Origin of the sequence: Pseudomonas sp. GD03903, from assembly GCF_029840045.1 — a bacterium.
Taxonomy (GTDB): domain Bacteria; phylum Pseudomonadota; class Gammaproteobacteria; order Pseudomonadales; family Pseudomonadaceae; genus Pseudomonas; species Pseudomonas pseudonitroreducens.
In genome coordinates, this window is record NZ_JAOCBT010000014.1 from 1 (window position 1) to 14,104 (window position 14,104).

The 14,104-nt window shown below is 66.0% G+C and carries 14 protein-coding genes; 4 read left to right on the forward strand and 10 right to left on the reverse strand.

The features are described 5' to 3' along the window. Positions 1–133: 133 nt before the first annotated feature. From N5C91_RS20690 to N5C91_RS20725, 8 genes are all read right to left on the reverse strand, one after another. Positions 134–949 (reverse strand): ABC transporter permease, encoded by an 816-nt coding sequence (locus tag N5C91_RS20690; protein WP_236170718.1) that lies wholly within the window; start codon positions 947–949, stop codon positions 134–136. A gap of 275 nt (positions 950–1,224) precedes the next feature. Continuing rightward, positions 1,225–2,061: an ABC transporter permease gene (locus N5C91_RS20695; protein ID WP_236170717.1), complete on the reverse strand. Its 837-nt coding sequence runs from the start codon at positions 2,059–2,061 to the stop codon at positions 1,225–1,227. A 15-nt stretch (positions 2,062–2,076) separates the two neighbouring features. Continuing rightward, a complete protein-coding gene (locus tag N5C91_RS20700; protein ID WP_236170716.1) occupies positions 2,077–3,207 on the reverse strand; it encodes an ABC transporter substrate-binding protein in 1,131 nt (376 codons plus the stop codon). 56 nt (positions 3,208–3,263) lie between these two features. Beyond that, positions 3,264–4,349, reverse strand: a complete 1,086-nt coding sequence (locus tag N5C91_RS20705) for an ABC transporter ATP-binding protein (protein WP_236198733.1) — start codon at positions 4,347–4,349, stop codon at positions 3,264–3,266. Positions 4,350–4,488: 139 nt separating this feature from the next. Continuing rightward, a complete protein-coding gene (locus N5C91_RS20710; RefSeq protein ID WP_037018793.1) occupies positions 4,489–5,412 on the reverse strand; it encodes a LysR substrate-binding domain-containing protein in 924 nt (307 codons plus the stop codon). Positions 5,413–5,875: 463 nt separating this feature from the next. Then, positions 5,876–7,189 (reverse strand): FAD-binding oxidoreductase, encoded by a 1,314-nt coding sequence (locus tag N5C91_RS20715; protein WP_279831682.1) that lies wholly within the window; start codon positions 7,187–7,189, stop codon positions 5,876–5,878. A 209-nt stretch (positions 7,190–7,398) separates the two neighbouring features. Continuing rightward, the gene (locus N5C91_RS20720; protein ID WP_279831683.1) at positions 7,399–8,763 is read right to left on the reverse strand and encodes a glutamine synthetase family protein; all 1,365 of its coding nucleotides are present in this window, start codon (positions 8,761–8,763) and stop codon (positions 7,399–7,401) included. Positions 8,764–8,939: 176 nt separating this feature from the next. Then, entirely contained in the window at positions 8,940–9,128 is a 189-nt protein-coding gene (locus tag N5C91_RS20725; protein WP_024763537.1) for a hypothetical protein, read from the reverse strand. A gap of 232 nt (positions 9,129–9,360) precedes the next feature. On the opposite strand from N5C91_RS20725, the gene N5C91_RS20730 reads away from it, so the two are divergent. Beyond that, complete coding sequence (locus N5C91_RS20730; RefSeq protein WP_054909907.1) at positions 9,361–9,630, forward strand: MoaD/ThiS family protein; 270 nt, start codon at positions 9,361–9,363, stop codon at positions 9,628–9,630. A gap of 27 nt (positions 9,631–9,657) precedes the next feature. Then, on the forward strand, positions 9,658–10,761 hold the full coding sequence (locus N5C91_RS20735) for an exo-alpha-sialidase (RefSeq protein WP_279831686.1): 1,104 nt from the start codon (positions 9,658–9,660) through the stop codon (positions 10,759–10,761). Here N5C91_RS20735 and N5C91_RS20740 read toward each other — a convergent pair. Together N5C91_RS20740 and N5C91_RS20745 are read right to left on the reverse strand one after the other, a co-directional pair. Beyond that, a complete protein-coding gene (locus N5C91_RS20740) occupies positions 10,740–10,883 on the reverse strand; it encodes a hypothetical protein (protein WP_236198736.1) in 144 nt (47 codons plus the stop codon). The genes N5C91_RS20735 and N5C91_RS20740 overlap by 22 nt on opposite strands. Before the next feature lie 23 nt (positions 10,884–10,906). Next, complete coding sequence (locus N5C91_RS20745; RefSeq protein ID WP_279831688.1) at positions 10,907–12,487, reverse strand: RimK family protein; 1,581 nt, start codon at positions 12,485–12,487, stop codon at positions 10,907–10,909. 93 nt (positions 12,488–12,580) lie between these two features. Between N5C91_RS20745 and N5C91_RS20750 the strand changes: the two genes are divergently transcribed. Both N5C91_RS20750 and N5C91_RS20755 read left to right on the forward strand, forming a co-directional pair. Beyond that, on the forward strand, positions 12,581–13,060 hold the full coding sequence (locus N5C91_RS20750) for an N-acetyltransferase (RefSeq protein ID WP_279831689.1): 480 nt from the start codon (positions 12,581–12,583) through the stop codon (positions 13,058–13,060). Beyond that, positions 13,057–13,920 carry an MBL fold metallo-hydrolase gene (locus tag N5C91_RS20755; protein ID WP_279831690.1) on the forward strand — a complete coding sequence of 288 codons (864 nt, stop codon included), beginning with the start codon at positions 13,057–13,059 and terminating at the stop codon, positions 13,918–13,920. Before N5C91_RS20750 ends, N5C91_RS20755 begins: the two co-directional genes overlap by 4 nt. Positions 13,921–14,104: the final 184 nt, after the last annotated feature.

Below are 14,104 nucleotides of genomic sequence, written 5' to 3' on the forward strand. Positions count from 1 at the left end.
CCGCTCGGTTGTCGCAGGGAGTGGCCGATGCGCGATCGCGGACGGAGTCCGCTCCTACGCTGAGTTTCGGCCGCAGAATCACCGGCGATAGCGCTTTTTTGTAGGAGCAAGCTCGCTCCTACAGGGAAAGGCTTCAGCTTCCTGCCGGGCGTGCTGCAATCTTCTGGGCGATCATCCGCCCGATCAGCGCGACGAAGGTCAGGGCGATCAGCACCACCGAGATCGCCGCCACCGCCGGGTCGATGTTGTCGCGCAGGCCGGACCAGATCTGCCGGGGCAACGTGTTCACCTCGGTGCTGGTAACGAACAGCGTCACCGCGATTTCCTCCCAGCTCAGCGCAAAGCACAGCAGCGCCGTGCTCGCCACGCCCAGCTTGAGGTTCGGCAGCACCACCATGAAGGTGGTCTGGCCCAGGCTCGCGCCGAGGTTGCGCGCGGCCAGCTCGATGCGTCGGTCCAGTTGGCTGAGCGCCACCAGCATGGTCACCACGCCGTAGGGCACCACCATCACGATGTGCGCGATGGTCAGGCCGACCAGGGTGTCGTAGCCCAAGCCGGGGGCGAACTGGCTGACCTTGGTTTCCATGAAGTACAGGACCATCGCCGAGATCATCGGCGGGATCGCCATGGGCAGCAGCACCAGGCCGATCAGCAGGGTCGCCAGGCGCGAGCGCAGGTACCAGATGCCGAGGCTGAAGCTCACCGCCAGGGCGGTAGCGATGATGCAGGTGGCGGTGGCGACGATCAGGCTCTGGCTGATCGCCGAGAGCCATTCCGGGCTGTCCAGCAGCGCCTGGTAATGCCGCAGCGACCAGTTGCCGTTGGGCATCGAGAGGAAGCGCTTGCTGGTGAAGGACACCGGAATCACCGCCAGCAGCGGGAAGATCATGAAGATCATCGCCATGGTCGCCAGCAGGCGGCTGGGGGCTTTGGTTTCGTGTGCATTCATCATGAGGGCCTGTTGTCGTTTCGCGGCGAGCCGCGTTGCCGCGTCAAATCGCGCCAGGCAAGGCGCGGGACGCAGGTAATGGTTATTCCCTTGGCAAGTCCTGCAACGCAGCATGGCGCGATTTGCCGCGCAACCCGGAGGGACGGGGCCCATTTGGCGCAGTGCCGCGTTGCTCGTCGTTCATCTGGATCACCAAACCTCTCTCCTCGCGCCTTGCTCTGCGCCAAATGGGCCTGGGTCGCGGTCGTCGCGAAACGACAACAGGCCCTCGCTCCTCAGCCGACCAGCTTGTCGACGCGGGTCATGCGCAGCAGCGCCCAGATCATCCCGCTCACCAATGCCAGCAGCACCACTGAAAGCGCCGCACCCAGGCCCCAGTTGCTGGTCTGGAACATCTGCAGGTAGACGTACTCGGCCACCATCACCGTCTGCCCACCGCCGAGGATCGCCGGGGTGATGAAGAAGCCCAGGCAGAACACGAAGACGATGATGAAGGCGCCGAGGATGCCGGGAATGGTCTGCGGCACGAAGATGCTCCAGAAGGTGCGCATCTGTCCGGCGCCCAGGCCGCGCGCGGCCAGCAGCACGCGCGGGTCGAGGCGGCGCATGGTCGAGACCAGCGGGAACAGCGCGAATGGCACCATGAAGTGGACCATGCCGATCACCACCCCCAGTTCGTTGCGCGTGAGCTGCAAGGGCTCGTTGGTGATGCCCAGGTACTGCAGCCAGTCGTTGAGCAGCCCGTTGCTGCGCAGGGCGATCAGCCAGCCGAAGGCACGCACCAGCACCGACAGCCAGAACGGGATGAACACGCAGATTTCCACCACGCGCTGCCAGAACGGCGGGCTGTAGACCCAGCAGTAGGCCATCAGGTAGGCGATCAGCAGGGAGATCACGCTGACCGTGGTGCACAGGCGGAAGGTCCGCCAGAGCACGTCGTGGATCGCCGGGTCCGTCATGATCCGCTGGTACTGCTCGATCCCCGGCTCCGGCAGGGTCACGCTCCAGCCGAGCACGCCGAGGAAGGGCAGTACGTAGAACACGAACAGGACAACCGGCAGCGGCAGCAGCAGGGCGCCCAGCTTCAGCCGCGAGGGGGCGTTATCGGCCATGACCTGCGCTCCGCGTCACTTGGAAATGTGGGTCAGGTACTGCTCCAGGGTCGCCGCGTAGTGGTCGGTGTACCACTCGTGGCTGAGCATGATCTGCTTGGGCAGGTTTGCCGGATCGGTGCAGTTGAGGTGCTTGCGGTCCTCGGGGATCAGCGCGGCGGCGGCGGGGTTGGCCGGGCCGTTGCCGAACATCTTGAACAGCTCGACCTGGGATTGCGGGTCCTGGGCGTAGGCGATGAACTTCATCGCGGCCTCGGTGCCGGCCGGGTTGCCCTTGAGCACGCCCCAGTTGCTGCAGCCCAGCAGGGCGTTGTCGAAGGTCCACTTGATGCGGTCTTCGCTGTCCTCGGTGATTACCTGGGCGCGGGTGTTCCAGATCGCGCCCATGGAGACTTCGCCCTCGATCAGCAACTGCTGGGTTTCCGCGCCCGAGCCCCAGAAGGCCAGTACGTGGGGCTTCAGCTCCTCGATCTTCTTCATGGCGCGCGGCACGTCCAGCGGGTAGAGCTTGTCCGGCGTCACGCCGTCGGCCAGCAGCGCGGCCTCCAGCATGCCGTTCATCCACTTGTAGAGGGTGCGCTTGCCGGGGAAGGTCTTCACGTCCCAGAAGTCCGCCCAGGTCTTCGGCACTTTGTCGCCGAAGCGCTCGCTGTCGTAGGCGATCACGTAGCTGAGCATGTAGTCGGCGATGCCGTATTCGTAGGCGAAGCCGGGCAGCACCTTGTCCCTGGAGACGACGTTGTAGTCGATCGGCTGCACCAGGCCTTCCTTGCCGAGGTTCTGCAGGATCGAGCTTTCCGCGTCGACCACGTCCCAGCTCACCCGGCCGCTGGACAGCTGGGTGCGGATGGCGCCCTCGGTGGGGCCGCTGCCGTCGATCTTGGTCGGGATGCCGGTGGCCTTGGAAAAGCCCTCGGTCCAGGCCTTGCCGAAGGCCTTGATGGCGTCGCCGCCCCAGTTCACCACCACCAGCGGCTTGTCGCCGGCGGCGAAGCTCACGCCGTTGCGCAGCGCCAGCGGCAGGGCGGCCATCAGGCCCATGCCCTTGAGGAAGGTACGGCGGTCGATCTGGCCGCGACGGGTCTTTTCGATGAGGACTTCGATGCAGTCTTGCTGGTGCGGATTGAACTCTTTCGGATTGAACATGGGGGCAGCTCCCGATCAGGTGGGATGGCGAAAAGGGGACTAACGCGTTTGGCGGCTCAGGCCAGCAGCAGGCTTTTCTCGATGGGCCAGCTCAGCCAGACCTTCGAGCCGTGCTCCAGGCGCGAGGCCTGGTGGTCGGCGTGTACGGCCAGGCTCATCGGCAACTTGCCTTCGGCGCCGGCACCCAGGCACAGCTCGGTGCTGGCGCCCTGGTAGGTCTTGGCGGTCAGCACGGCCTGCACCACGTTGTGGCCATTCACCTGTGGCGGAGCGCTGTGCAGCTGCATGTGCTCGGGGCGTACCGCCAGCAGCGGCGCGTCGGCCTGCAGGGCGGGAGAGTAGCTGGCGCGCAGTTCGGTCTCGCCGAAGCGCCCGCAGGCCAGCTCGCCGGCGCGGCCCACCTGGCTCAGCGGGAAGAGGTTCATCTTGCCGAGGAATTCGGCGACGAAGCGGTTGTTCGGCTGGTTGTAGATGATTTCCGGCGCGTCGACCTGGGCCAGTTGGCCACGGTTGAAGATGGCGATGCGAGTGGACAGGGCGAGGGCTTCGTTCTGGTCGTGGGTGACGAAGACGAAGGTGGTGCCGACCTGGCGGTGGATGCGTTGCAGCTCAGCCTGCAGTTGCTCGCGCAGGTTCTTGTCGAGGGCGGAGAGCGGTTCGTCGAGCAGCAGCATGTCCGGTTCGAAGACCAGGGCACGGGCGATGGCGACGCGTTGCTGCTGGCCGCCGGAGAGCTCGCCGGGGCGCTTGCCCAGGTGCTCGCCGAGGCCGACCACTTCCAGCATGTGGCGCACGCGGCGGTTGCGTTCCTCGGCCTTCACCCCGCGGATCTTCAGCGGGAAGGCGACGTTGTCCTCGATGCTCATGTGCGGGAACAGGGCGTAGCCCTGGAACACCATGCCGAAGTTGCGCTTCTCGGCGGGGCGCCTGGTGATGTCGGCGCCGCCTTCCTCCAGACGACCGCGGGATGGGTCCTGGAAGCCGGCGAGGATCATCAGGAAGGTGGTCTTGCCGGAGCCCGAGGGGCCAAGGAGAGTGAGGAACTCACCCTGCTGGATGTCGATGTTCACGCCATCCAGCGCGTTGAAACTGCCGTAGCTCTTGCCGATGCCGATCGCACGTAGTTGGGGCTGTCGCTCCACTGCACTTACCTCGATTTCTTGTTCTTGTTCGAGCAGCCGCCGGGTGAGGATCAGGTAAAAATCAGCGGCCTTTTTTTAACGCAGTATTGTCAAATCTCTCTTCGCTTCAATCGCGTTTTTTTGCCCTCATTGTTCGAAATCACTCACCAATCAGCGCGTGGCGCGCATTCTGGCGGAACTGCTCGGACATCCGCAGCTCGGCCTTCATCCAGGCCTTGAAGGCCCGTACGTCGGGGCGTTCGGACTTGGCCGGGTCGGTGACGAAGTAGTAGCGATTGGGCGGCTCGATGGCGACGTTGAACAGGCGCACCAATTGGCCCTTGGCCATGGCGTCACCGCTGACCAGCGCATCGCCCATGGCCACGCCCTGGCCGGCGATGGCCGCCGATTGCACCAGGTGCGCGTCGGAGAAGACGATGCCGTTGCGCACGTTGAGGTTCTTCACCCCGGCGGCGGCGGTCCACAGCAGCCAGTCGGAGTGATCGACCATGTGCAGGAAGGGCAGGCTGGCGAGGTCTTCCGGCGAATCGAGGCCGCCGACGGAGTTGATCAGCGACGGGCTGCACACCGGGAAAGTGTCCAGGGTGGCGATCAGGTCCACGTGCAGGTCCTGCCAGTCGCCCACGCCGTAGGCGATGAACAGGTCGACGTCACGATCGCTGACATCGTCGGGGACGCGGGGGGAAACCAGATTCAGCTCCACCTGCGGGTGGGCGCGCTGGAACTTGCCGATCTGGTGGCACAGCCAGTAGGTGGCGAAGCCCGGCGTGCAGCTCACGCACAGGCGGCCGGAGACTTCCTCGGCGTTGGCGAAGCGCCGCGCCTCGTTGAGGATGGCCAGGGCGCGCTGGGTTTCGCGGGCGAAGCACTCGCCGTGGTAGGTCAGCGCAATGCCGCGGCCAACCCGTTCGGTCAGCGGGATGCCCAGGCAGTCTTCCAGGCTGTGCAACTGGTGGCTGACCGCGCTGCGGGTCAGGCTCAGCTCGCTCGCCGCGCCGGACAGGCTGCCCAGGCGGGCGACGGCGTCCAGCACGCGCAGGGCGGTCATCGAGGGGAAACGCATGGCTGCTCACTCCTGGTGCGCGAAGTGGAGCCTTTATCCCTGAGCGGGGCGGTGGTGTCGAGTGGCTGCGGGTACGGGCGGAGAGGGCGGTTGTTGCGGGGCGTTTCGCGCAGCCCTGGAGCGCCGGAGCCAGACCGTAGGGCGAATAACCTGGAACAGGTTATCCGCCGTTGCTCCTACGGCGGATAACGCTGGCGCGTTATTCGCCCTACAAAACTCGCGAACGGGGCTCGCGGCGGGGGCGGGTTCGCGAGCAAGCTCGCTCCTACGAAGAGCCGTGCGCGCGCAACGTAAACCCCGGCCTTCAGCACGAACGTAGGATGGGTGGAGCTTGCGATACCCATGCTGCCGGTGCCTGGCCATCGATGGGTATCGCTGCGCTCCACGCCATCCTAGATAGGCGTTTGCCGGGCAGGTCGGCAGAGTGCGGCTCGCTCCTGCAGACTGGCTCCGGAGCAGGCCGTTAGCGCAGCTTCTCCATCATCTGGTAGTACCACATGCCCGCCGCCAGCATCGGGTTGCCGAAGACGTCGCCCATGGGCACGCGGATGTGCTTGCACTGGGCGAAGGTATCGAACTTCTCCAGGTCGCCGGTCATCGCCGTGGCCATGATCTCGCCCATGATGTGGGTGGTCGCCACGCCGTGGCCGGAGTAGCCCTGGCAGTACCAGACGTTCTCCGACAGCTTGCCCAGCTGCGGGATGCGGTTCATCACGATGCCCATGGCGCAGCTCCACTGGAACTCGATGTCCACGCCCTTGAGCGCCGGGAAGGTGCGCTCGATGCAGGGGCGCAGTTCGCCGGCGATGTCGCGGGAGTCGCGGCCCGAGTAGTTGGCGCCGCCGCCGAAAAGCAGGCGGCCGTCGCCGGTCATGCGGTAGTAGTCGAGCACGAAGCGGCAGTCGTAGACGGCCAGGTCCTGCGGGTTGATGCGCTTGGCCAGCTCGCCCAGCGGCTTGGTGGTGACGATGCCGCCCATGGCCGGGAAGATCATGCCCTTGAGCTGCTTGCGCTCCAGCTTGTGGTAGACGTCGCCGGCGAGCATCACCTGCGCGGCGTTGATCCGTCCGCCGGAGGTGACCACCGCCGGGCGTGGGCCGTGGATGATGTCCAGTACTTCGGAATGTTCGAAGATCAGCGCGCCCAGGCTGGCGGCGGCCTTGGCTTCGCCGATGCACAGGTTGAGCGGGTGCAGGTGCATGTTGCGGGTGTTCTTGATGGCGCCGCAGTAGAGATCGCTTTCCAGGTGCGCGCGCACGCCGGCGCCGTCCAGCAGGCTGATCTCGTCGCCCATGCCGCGGCGTTTGGCGTCATCGAAGGTGGCCTTCAGTTCGTCCATGTGCGACTGCTTCATCGCCGCGTGCAGGTGGCCGAACTTCAGGTCGCACTGGATGCCGTATTTCTCCACGCGGCTCATGATGATCTCGTGGCCGCGCCAGCGCAGGTGCCAGATGAAGTCGTCGACGTCGTCGCCGAGCCACTGGCGCATCTGCTTTTCCATGGCGGAATCGCCGGAGAGGCTGCCGGTGACCTGCCCGCCGTTGCGCCCGCTGGCGCCCCAGCCGACCTTGTTGGTCTCGACGATGGCGACCTTGTAGCCGCGCTCGGCCAGCTCCACGGCGGTGGCGACGCCGGTGAAGCCGCCGCCGATGATGGCGATGTCGACGTTCACCTCGCCCTGCAGCGTGGGGTAGCTGGTCTCTTCGTTGAGGCTCGCGGAGTAATAGGACTTCGCGCGCTCGGGGGCGGGCGTGGCGGGGTTAACAGCGGCGTTCATTGCGGTGTTCCTTTCTTGTTCGTTCGTTTGGCCCTTCTCCCTCACCCTGACTCTCTCCCAGAGGGAGTGGGGACTGATCGGAGCGGGCTTTGAAGTTGGGTTCTCGCCGGGTGCATCAGTGAGCGAAAAGCTCGTCTCGGCACGGACGGCCCCCTCTCCCTGTGGGAGAGGGTTGGGGTGAGGGGCGCTGCAGTTCCATCAGCACAGCCTCAAGCCTGCGTCAGATACCAGCGCCAGTCCTGCTCGCCGACCTCGCCCATGAACTGGCGGTACTCGGCCTGCTTGACCTTCAGGTAGACACCGAGGAATTCGTGCCCCAGTGCATCGCGCGCCCAACTGGAGCGCTCCAGCGCGCGCAGCGAGGTGAGCCAGTCGGTGGGCAGCAGCTCCTTGGCCTGGGCGTAGCCGTTGCCTTCCACCGGCGCGCCCGGGTCGATGGCCTCGCGGATGCCGCGATGGATACCGGCGAGGATGGCGGCGGCAGCCAGGTACGGGTTGGCGTCGGCGCCGCAGATGCGGTGCTCGACGTGCCGGGTGTTGGCCGGGCCGCCCGGCACGCGCAGGCTCACGGTGCGGTTATCGCAGCCCCAGGTCGGTGCCAGCGGCGCGTAGCTGTTGGCCTGGAAGCGGCGGTAGGAGTTGGCGTTGGGGCAGAACAGCAGCAGCGAGTCGAGCAGGCTTTTCAGCATGCCGCCCACGGACTGACGCAGCAGCGGAGTGCCGGCAGGGTCTTCGCTGGCGTAGAGATTGTTGCCCTCGGCGTCAGCCAGCGACACGTGCATGTGCATGCCGGTGCCGGCCAGATCGTCGAACGGCTTGGCCATGAAGCAGGCCTGCATGCCGTGCTTGTGCGCCACGCCTTTCACCAGACGCTTGTAGCGCACGGCCTGGTCCATGGCGAGCAGCGCGTCGCCGTGTTCCAGGGTGATCTCCACCTGGCCCGGCGCGTATTCGGAAATCGCCGTGCGCGCCGGAATGCCCTGGGCCTTGCACGCGGCATAGAGGTCGGCGAGGAACGGCTCGATCTGCTCCAGCTCGCGCAGGCCATAAACCTGCGTGGCGCGCGGGCGACCGCCGTCGGCGTCCAGCGCCGGTTGCGGGCGGCCATTGGCATCGCGCTTGGCGTCCAGCAGGTAGAACTCCAGCTCGCAGGCCATCACCGGGTGGTAGCCATCGGCCTTGAGGCCGTCGATCACGTGCAGCAGCACATGGCGCGGATCGGCGATGTCCGCCGGCTTGCCTTCCTCCGGGTGCATGCTGACCTGCACCGCCGCCGTAGGAATCTGCCGCCAGGGCAGGCGCACCAGGCTGCCTTGCAGGGGATAGGCGCGGCAATCGATATCGCCCACGTCCCAGACCAGCCCGGAATCCTCCACATCCTCCCCGTGCAGGGTGAGGCCGAGAATGGTGCTGGGCAGCGGCCGGCCGGACTGGTACACGGCGAGCAGTTCCTCGCGGTGCAGCAGCTTGCCGCGCGGCACGCCGTTGGCGTCGAGGATGAACAGCTCGACCATCTCGATATCGGGGTTCTGGGCCAGGAAATACTGGGCTTCTTGCACGGAGGCGAAATTCATGGGGCTCTCGTTAGCATCCACACGGATGCGCTGACGACCTGCAGGCCTGGGCCGCGCCGACGGGCGCAGGGTTGAAGGCAGGCAAGCGATGCAACGGGCTACGTCTTGTTCGAGAACGGCGTTGTGCCAGTCCTTGAGCGTAGTTCCGTCGAGGGAATCCGGGCGATGACGCCCGCTCAGCGAGAGGTGCTGTCCGGTGGACGGGCGTGGCGGCAGTGCCAGAGCGCCCAGAAGGCCAGTTCGAGAGGCAGGGTCAGCGGTTGCAGTTCGAGCCAGCGGGCATGTTTGCGCGGCAGGCGGACAGCGCTGCCGGCCTTGCGGGCGGCGACGGGTTCCAGCGATGCGGGCGAAACGAGCAGATGCATGTCGAAGGTTATGGCTGACGATTCCCGGAGACTCGCACGGCGGATGGGTTTGTTAAATGTGATTTTCACGACGTTTGGTTTCGTTTTATCGAAACTGAATGCCGGGCGATGGCCGCCGTGAAGGCCGTTGCAGAGCCGCTCCGGTGGCCACCGCGCATCCCGTCGAAGCGCTCGGAACACCCGTCGCGCCTGCCCTAGACTGGTGCAGTCAGCGCCCGTTGCGAGTTCGCCCATGTGCCGTATCGCCTTCGCCCCGTCGATCCAGCGTCACGTTCCCATCGAGGAGCGCGAGCTGACCGCGGACACGCTGTCCGGCGCATTGGAAATGGTCTTCGCCGAGGCGCCGAAGCTGCGCGGCTACCTGCTGGACGACCAGGGCGGATTGCGCCGGCACCTGACGATTTTCATCGACGGGCTGCGCCTGCGGGACCGCGCCCGCCTCAGCGATGCGCTGGCGGCGGACAGCGAGGTCTACGTGGTGCAGGCCTTGAGCGGTGGTTGAGACGCGGCGGCAATTCAGGAGAGCAGAATGGATGATCGACTGCTGGTGGCAACCCGCAAGGGCCTGTTCACCTTCCAGCGTGGCGCGGATGGCTGGCGGGAATGCCGCCGCGACTTCATCGGCGAGCCCCTGAGCACGGTGCTCGCCGATCCGCGCGACGACACTCTCTACGCCGCGCTCAATCTCGGTCACTTCGGCTGCAAGCTGTGGCGCCAGCGCGCGGGGGAGGATTGGCAGGAAGTCAGCGTGCCGACCTATCCGCCGCAACCCGACCCGCTGCCCGAACCCGCGGAAGGCGAAGCGCCGCCCGCGCCCTGGACCCTGCAACAGATCTGGTGCCTGGAAACCGGTGGCGCCGCCGAACCCGGCGTGCTCTGGGCCGGCACCATTCCCGGCGGCCTGTTCCGCAGCAGCGACGGCGGCGACAGCTGGGAGTTGAACCGCCCGCTCTGGGATGTGCCCGAGCGCTCGCGCTGGATGGGTGGCGGCTATGACTGGCCGGGGATTCACTCGGTCAGCGTCGACCCGCGCGACAGCCAGCACCTGACCGTCGCCGTGTCCTGCGGCGGGGTCTGGCAGAGCGATGACGGTGGCGCCAGTTGGCGCCTGAGCACCGCCGGCATGTACGCCGACTACATGCCGCCGGAGCTGCGCGAAGAGGGCGCCATCCAGGACCCGCACCGCCTGGTGCATTGCCCGGCACAGCCGGATCGCCTGTGGGTGCAGCACCACAATGGCATCTTCACCTCGACCGATGGCGGCTCGCGCTGGAACGACGTACCGGTCGAACCCTCGAGTTTCGGTTTCGCCGTCGCCGTCCACCCGACACGGCCGGGCACGGCGTGGTTCGTTCCGGCGGTGAAGGACGTCTGCCGGATTCCGGTGGACGCCCGCTTCGTCGTCACCCGTACCCGCGATGGCGGCGCCAGCTTCGAGGTGCTCGATGGCGGGTTGCCCCAGGGCGCCGCTTTCGACCTGGTCTATCGCCACGGCCTGGCCATCGACGATGACGGCGCCTGCCTGGCGATGGGCTCCACCACCGGTGGCCTGTGGTTGTCGGAGAATGGCGGCGACCACTGGCAATGCCTCTCCGCCAACCTGCCGCCGATCTACTGCGTGCGCTTTGGCTGAGCCTTGCGCCGGGCCTGTTCGCGCACCTCGCGTGGCTTCATGCGGTGGTCGAAGTAATTGATCGCGGTGCCGAACACGACGATGGCGATCAGGATGGTCAGGCCGATCTGTGTGGCTTCCATGGGCTTCTCCTTGGGCGGTGCGCTCAGAGCGCCTGGCCGCGGCGCTTGAGTTCCAGGCGGCGGATGAACTCCTCCAGCACCCGGCGGTAGAGGTCGTCCTTGAGGCAGGCATCCTCGATGCCGGCGTCGAGGTTGGGGTTGTCGTTCACTTCGATCACCACCACTTCGCCGTCCACCTCCTTCAGGTCGACGCCGTAAAGGCCGTCGCCGATCAGGTTGGCGGTCTTCAGTGCCAGCTCGACGACGGCGGGCGGCGCGCTTTCCACCGGCAGCGTGCGGCACTCGCCGATCACCTCGCCGTCGGCCTGGTGCTGGACGATCTGCCAGTGCCCGCGGGACATGAAGTACTGGCAGGCGAACACCGGCTGGCGGTTGAGGATGCCGATGCGCCAGTCGAACTCGGTGTAGAGGTACTCCTGGGCGAGCAGCAGCACCGAGTGCTCGAACAGCTCGGCGCTGACGCTGCGCAGCTGCTGGGCGTCCTCGACCTTGTAGACGCCACGGGAGAAGCAGCCGTCGGGGATCTTCAGCACCAGCGGGAAGCCCAGCCGCGCGCCGACGCGCTCCAGTTCCTGGGGGTTGTCCTTGTAGAGGATTTCCGTGTCCGGCATGCCCAGGCCGTGGTTGCGCAGCAGATCGGTGAGATAGACCTTGTTGGTGCAGCGCAGGATCGACGCCGGGTCGTCCATCACGATCAGCCCCTCGCTCTCGGCTTTCTTGGCGAAGCGATAGGTGTGGTCGTCAACGCTGGTGGTCTCGCGGATCAGCAGGGCGTCGTACTCGGCCAGGCGCGCGTAGTCCTTTTTCTCGATCAGCTCGACGTCGATGCCCAGTTTCCGGCCGACCCGGACGAAGCCTTCCAGGGCGCCGGCATTGGAGGGCGGCAGGCTTTCCGCCGGGTTGTGCAGGATGGCCAGGTCGTAGCGCGCCAGGCGCCGCGAATTGGGCTGGCGCCAGACGCGCCGGCTGAAACGGTCGAGGGCGTCGGCGAACTGGTCCTCCTGGTTATCGCGCAGCTTGTGCAGCGCGCCGGGGCGGATTCCCGCGATGTGCCAGGCGTCGGTGCAGCGGAAGTCCACCAGCAGGATGGGGCAGGGGAAGGCCTCGAACAGTTGGCGGGCGATGGGCTGCAGCGGCTCAAGCTCCGTATGGCCGAAATACAGGCGCAGGGTGAAGCCGTCGGTGCTGGCGCAGGGATGCTGGGCGAGGGCTTTTTCCAGGGATCTTTCCAGGCCGTCCAGGGCCAGGCCGTAGAGGGATTTCTTCGCCAGTTCGCTGATGGTACGTACCGATGGAATGACCTTGTGGCCTCGCGCTTCGGCCAATAGTGAACAGTAATAACCGTGGCCGAGATATTTATAGTGGCGGCACAGGTTGATGACCTGGAAGCGCTTTCCCGATTCGAACTGATGCGAGTCTTCCAGGTACTCGCGGGCGCTCAGCATATCTTCGCTGGGAATATAGGACGCCCAGTCTTCCTTGCGCTCGACGATGATCAGAACCCGGCTGGCCCTCGCTGAAGGAGGCTCCGCAGAGGTGTCGGCGACGACATGCAGGGAACTTGCGCTGAACTTTTCATGGAAGTTAGTGTGTAACGAGGACATTGTTCACGGACCTGTCTGGAAGTTGCCGTGTGTCTATTAAGCAGCAACTTTCTGAAATGTCCCGGTTCATTACGAAAGTTTTACGGAGTGCCCATGTCGCTGTTATATCGCCTTGCCGCGCCGGCCGATCTGGTGAACTTGCTGGAGCTGGAAGAGGCGTGTTTCGAGCAGGATCGCATCAGTGGCCGCAGCTTTCGCCGACTGATCGGAGCACCCAGCGCCATCCTGCTGGTCGCCGAACGTGATGGCGGGTTGCTGGGTTACGCGTTGCTCCTGTTGAAACGGGGCTCGGATATCGCCCGCCTATACTCCCTGGCGATTTCCTGGCAAGCGCGAGGGCAGGGTCTTGGCGCTGCGCTGCTGGAGCGCTGCGAAGAGCAGGCCCGGGCGCGCGGTTGCCGGCGCCTGCGTCTGGAAGTGCGCACCGACAACGCCAGCGCCATTGGCCTTTACCAGCGCAGCGGCTACGTCCGCTTTGCCCGCAGCGCCGGTTTCTACGAAGACGGCAGCGATGCCTGGCGCTACGAGAAACCGCTCGGCGCTCCGGCCCCGACAGCAAGGAACCCGGCATGACCGCCCGTATCCAGCACTTCTTCGACACCGCCACGTCCACCTACAGCTACGTGGTCGCCGACCCCGCCACGAGCCGTTGCGCCATTGTCGACCCGGTGCTGGACTATGACGCCGCAGCGGGCCGGGTCAGCCATGACAGCGCCCGGCGCATCGCGGCCTATGTGCGCGAACAGGGCCTGACGGTGGAATGGCTGCTGGAAACCCATCTGCATGCGGACCACCTGTCCGCATCGGCGTGGCTCAAGGGCGAACTGGGCGGACGCCTGGCCATCGGCTCCAGCATTGCCCAGGTGCAGCGCACCTTTGCCGGGCTGTTCAACCTGGGCGAAGACTTCCCTTGCGACGGCAGCCAGTTCGACCATCTGTTCGCGGACGGCGAGACCTTCCGCATCGGCAGCCTGCACGCCGAAGCCCTGCACACTCCCGGCCACACGCCGGCCTGCATGACCTACCGCATCGGCGATGCGGCCTTCGTCGGCGACACGTTGTTCATGCCTGACTACGGCACCGCCCGCTGCGACTTTCCCGGTGGCGATGCGCGGCAGTTGTACCGGTCAATACAGCGGCTGTTCGCGCTGCCCGCTTCAACCTGGCTGTTCCTCTGCCACGACTACCTGACGGAGGGGCGCGAGGAGCACCAGCACCAGACCACGGTCGAACGCGAGCGCAGGGAAAACGTGCATGTCCACGATGGCATCAGCGAGGATGCCTTCGTCGCCATGCGCGTGGCCCGCGATGCGACGCTGAACGCCCCGGCGCTGATCTGGCCGTCGATCCAGGTGAACATGCGTGGCGGCGTGTTGCCGGAGGCCGAAGCCAATGGCGTGCGCTATCTGCGGATTCCGCTGGATCGGATGTAGTCACCCGCGATGGCGATGGCGATGGTGATCCTGTAGCAGCGCCCCATGGGCCCGCTCCTACGAGATGCCTCTGCGCTTGGGGCGGCCCTCACCCTAACCCTCTCCCAGGGGGAGAGGGGACCGTTCGGTGAAGGATGAAACTTCGGCGTCAGCCGGCACGGTCGGCTCCCTCTCCCTCTGGGAG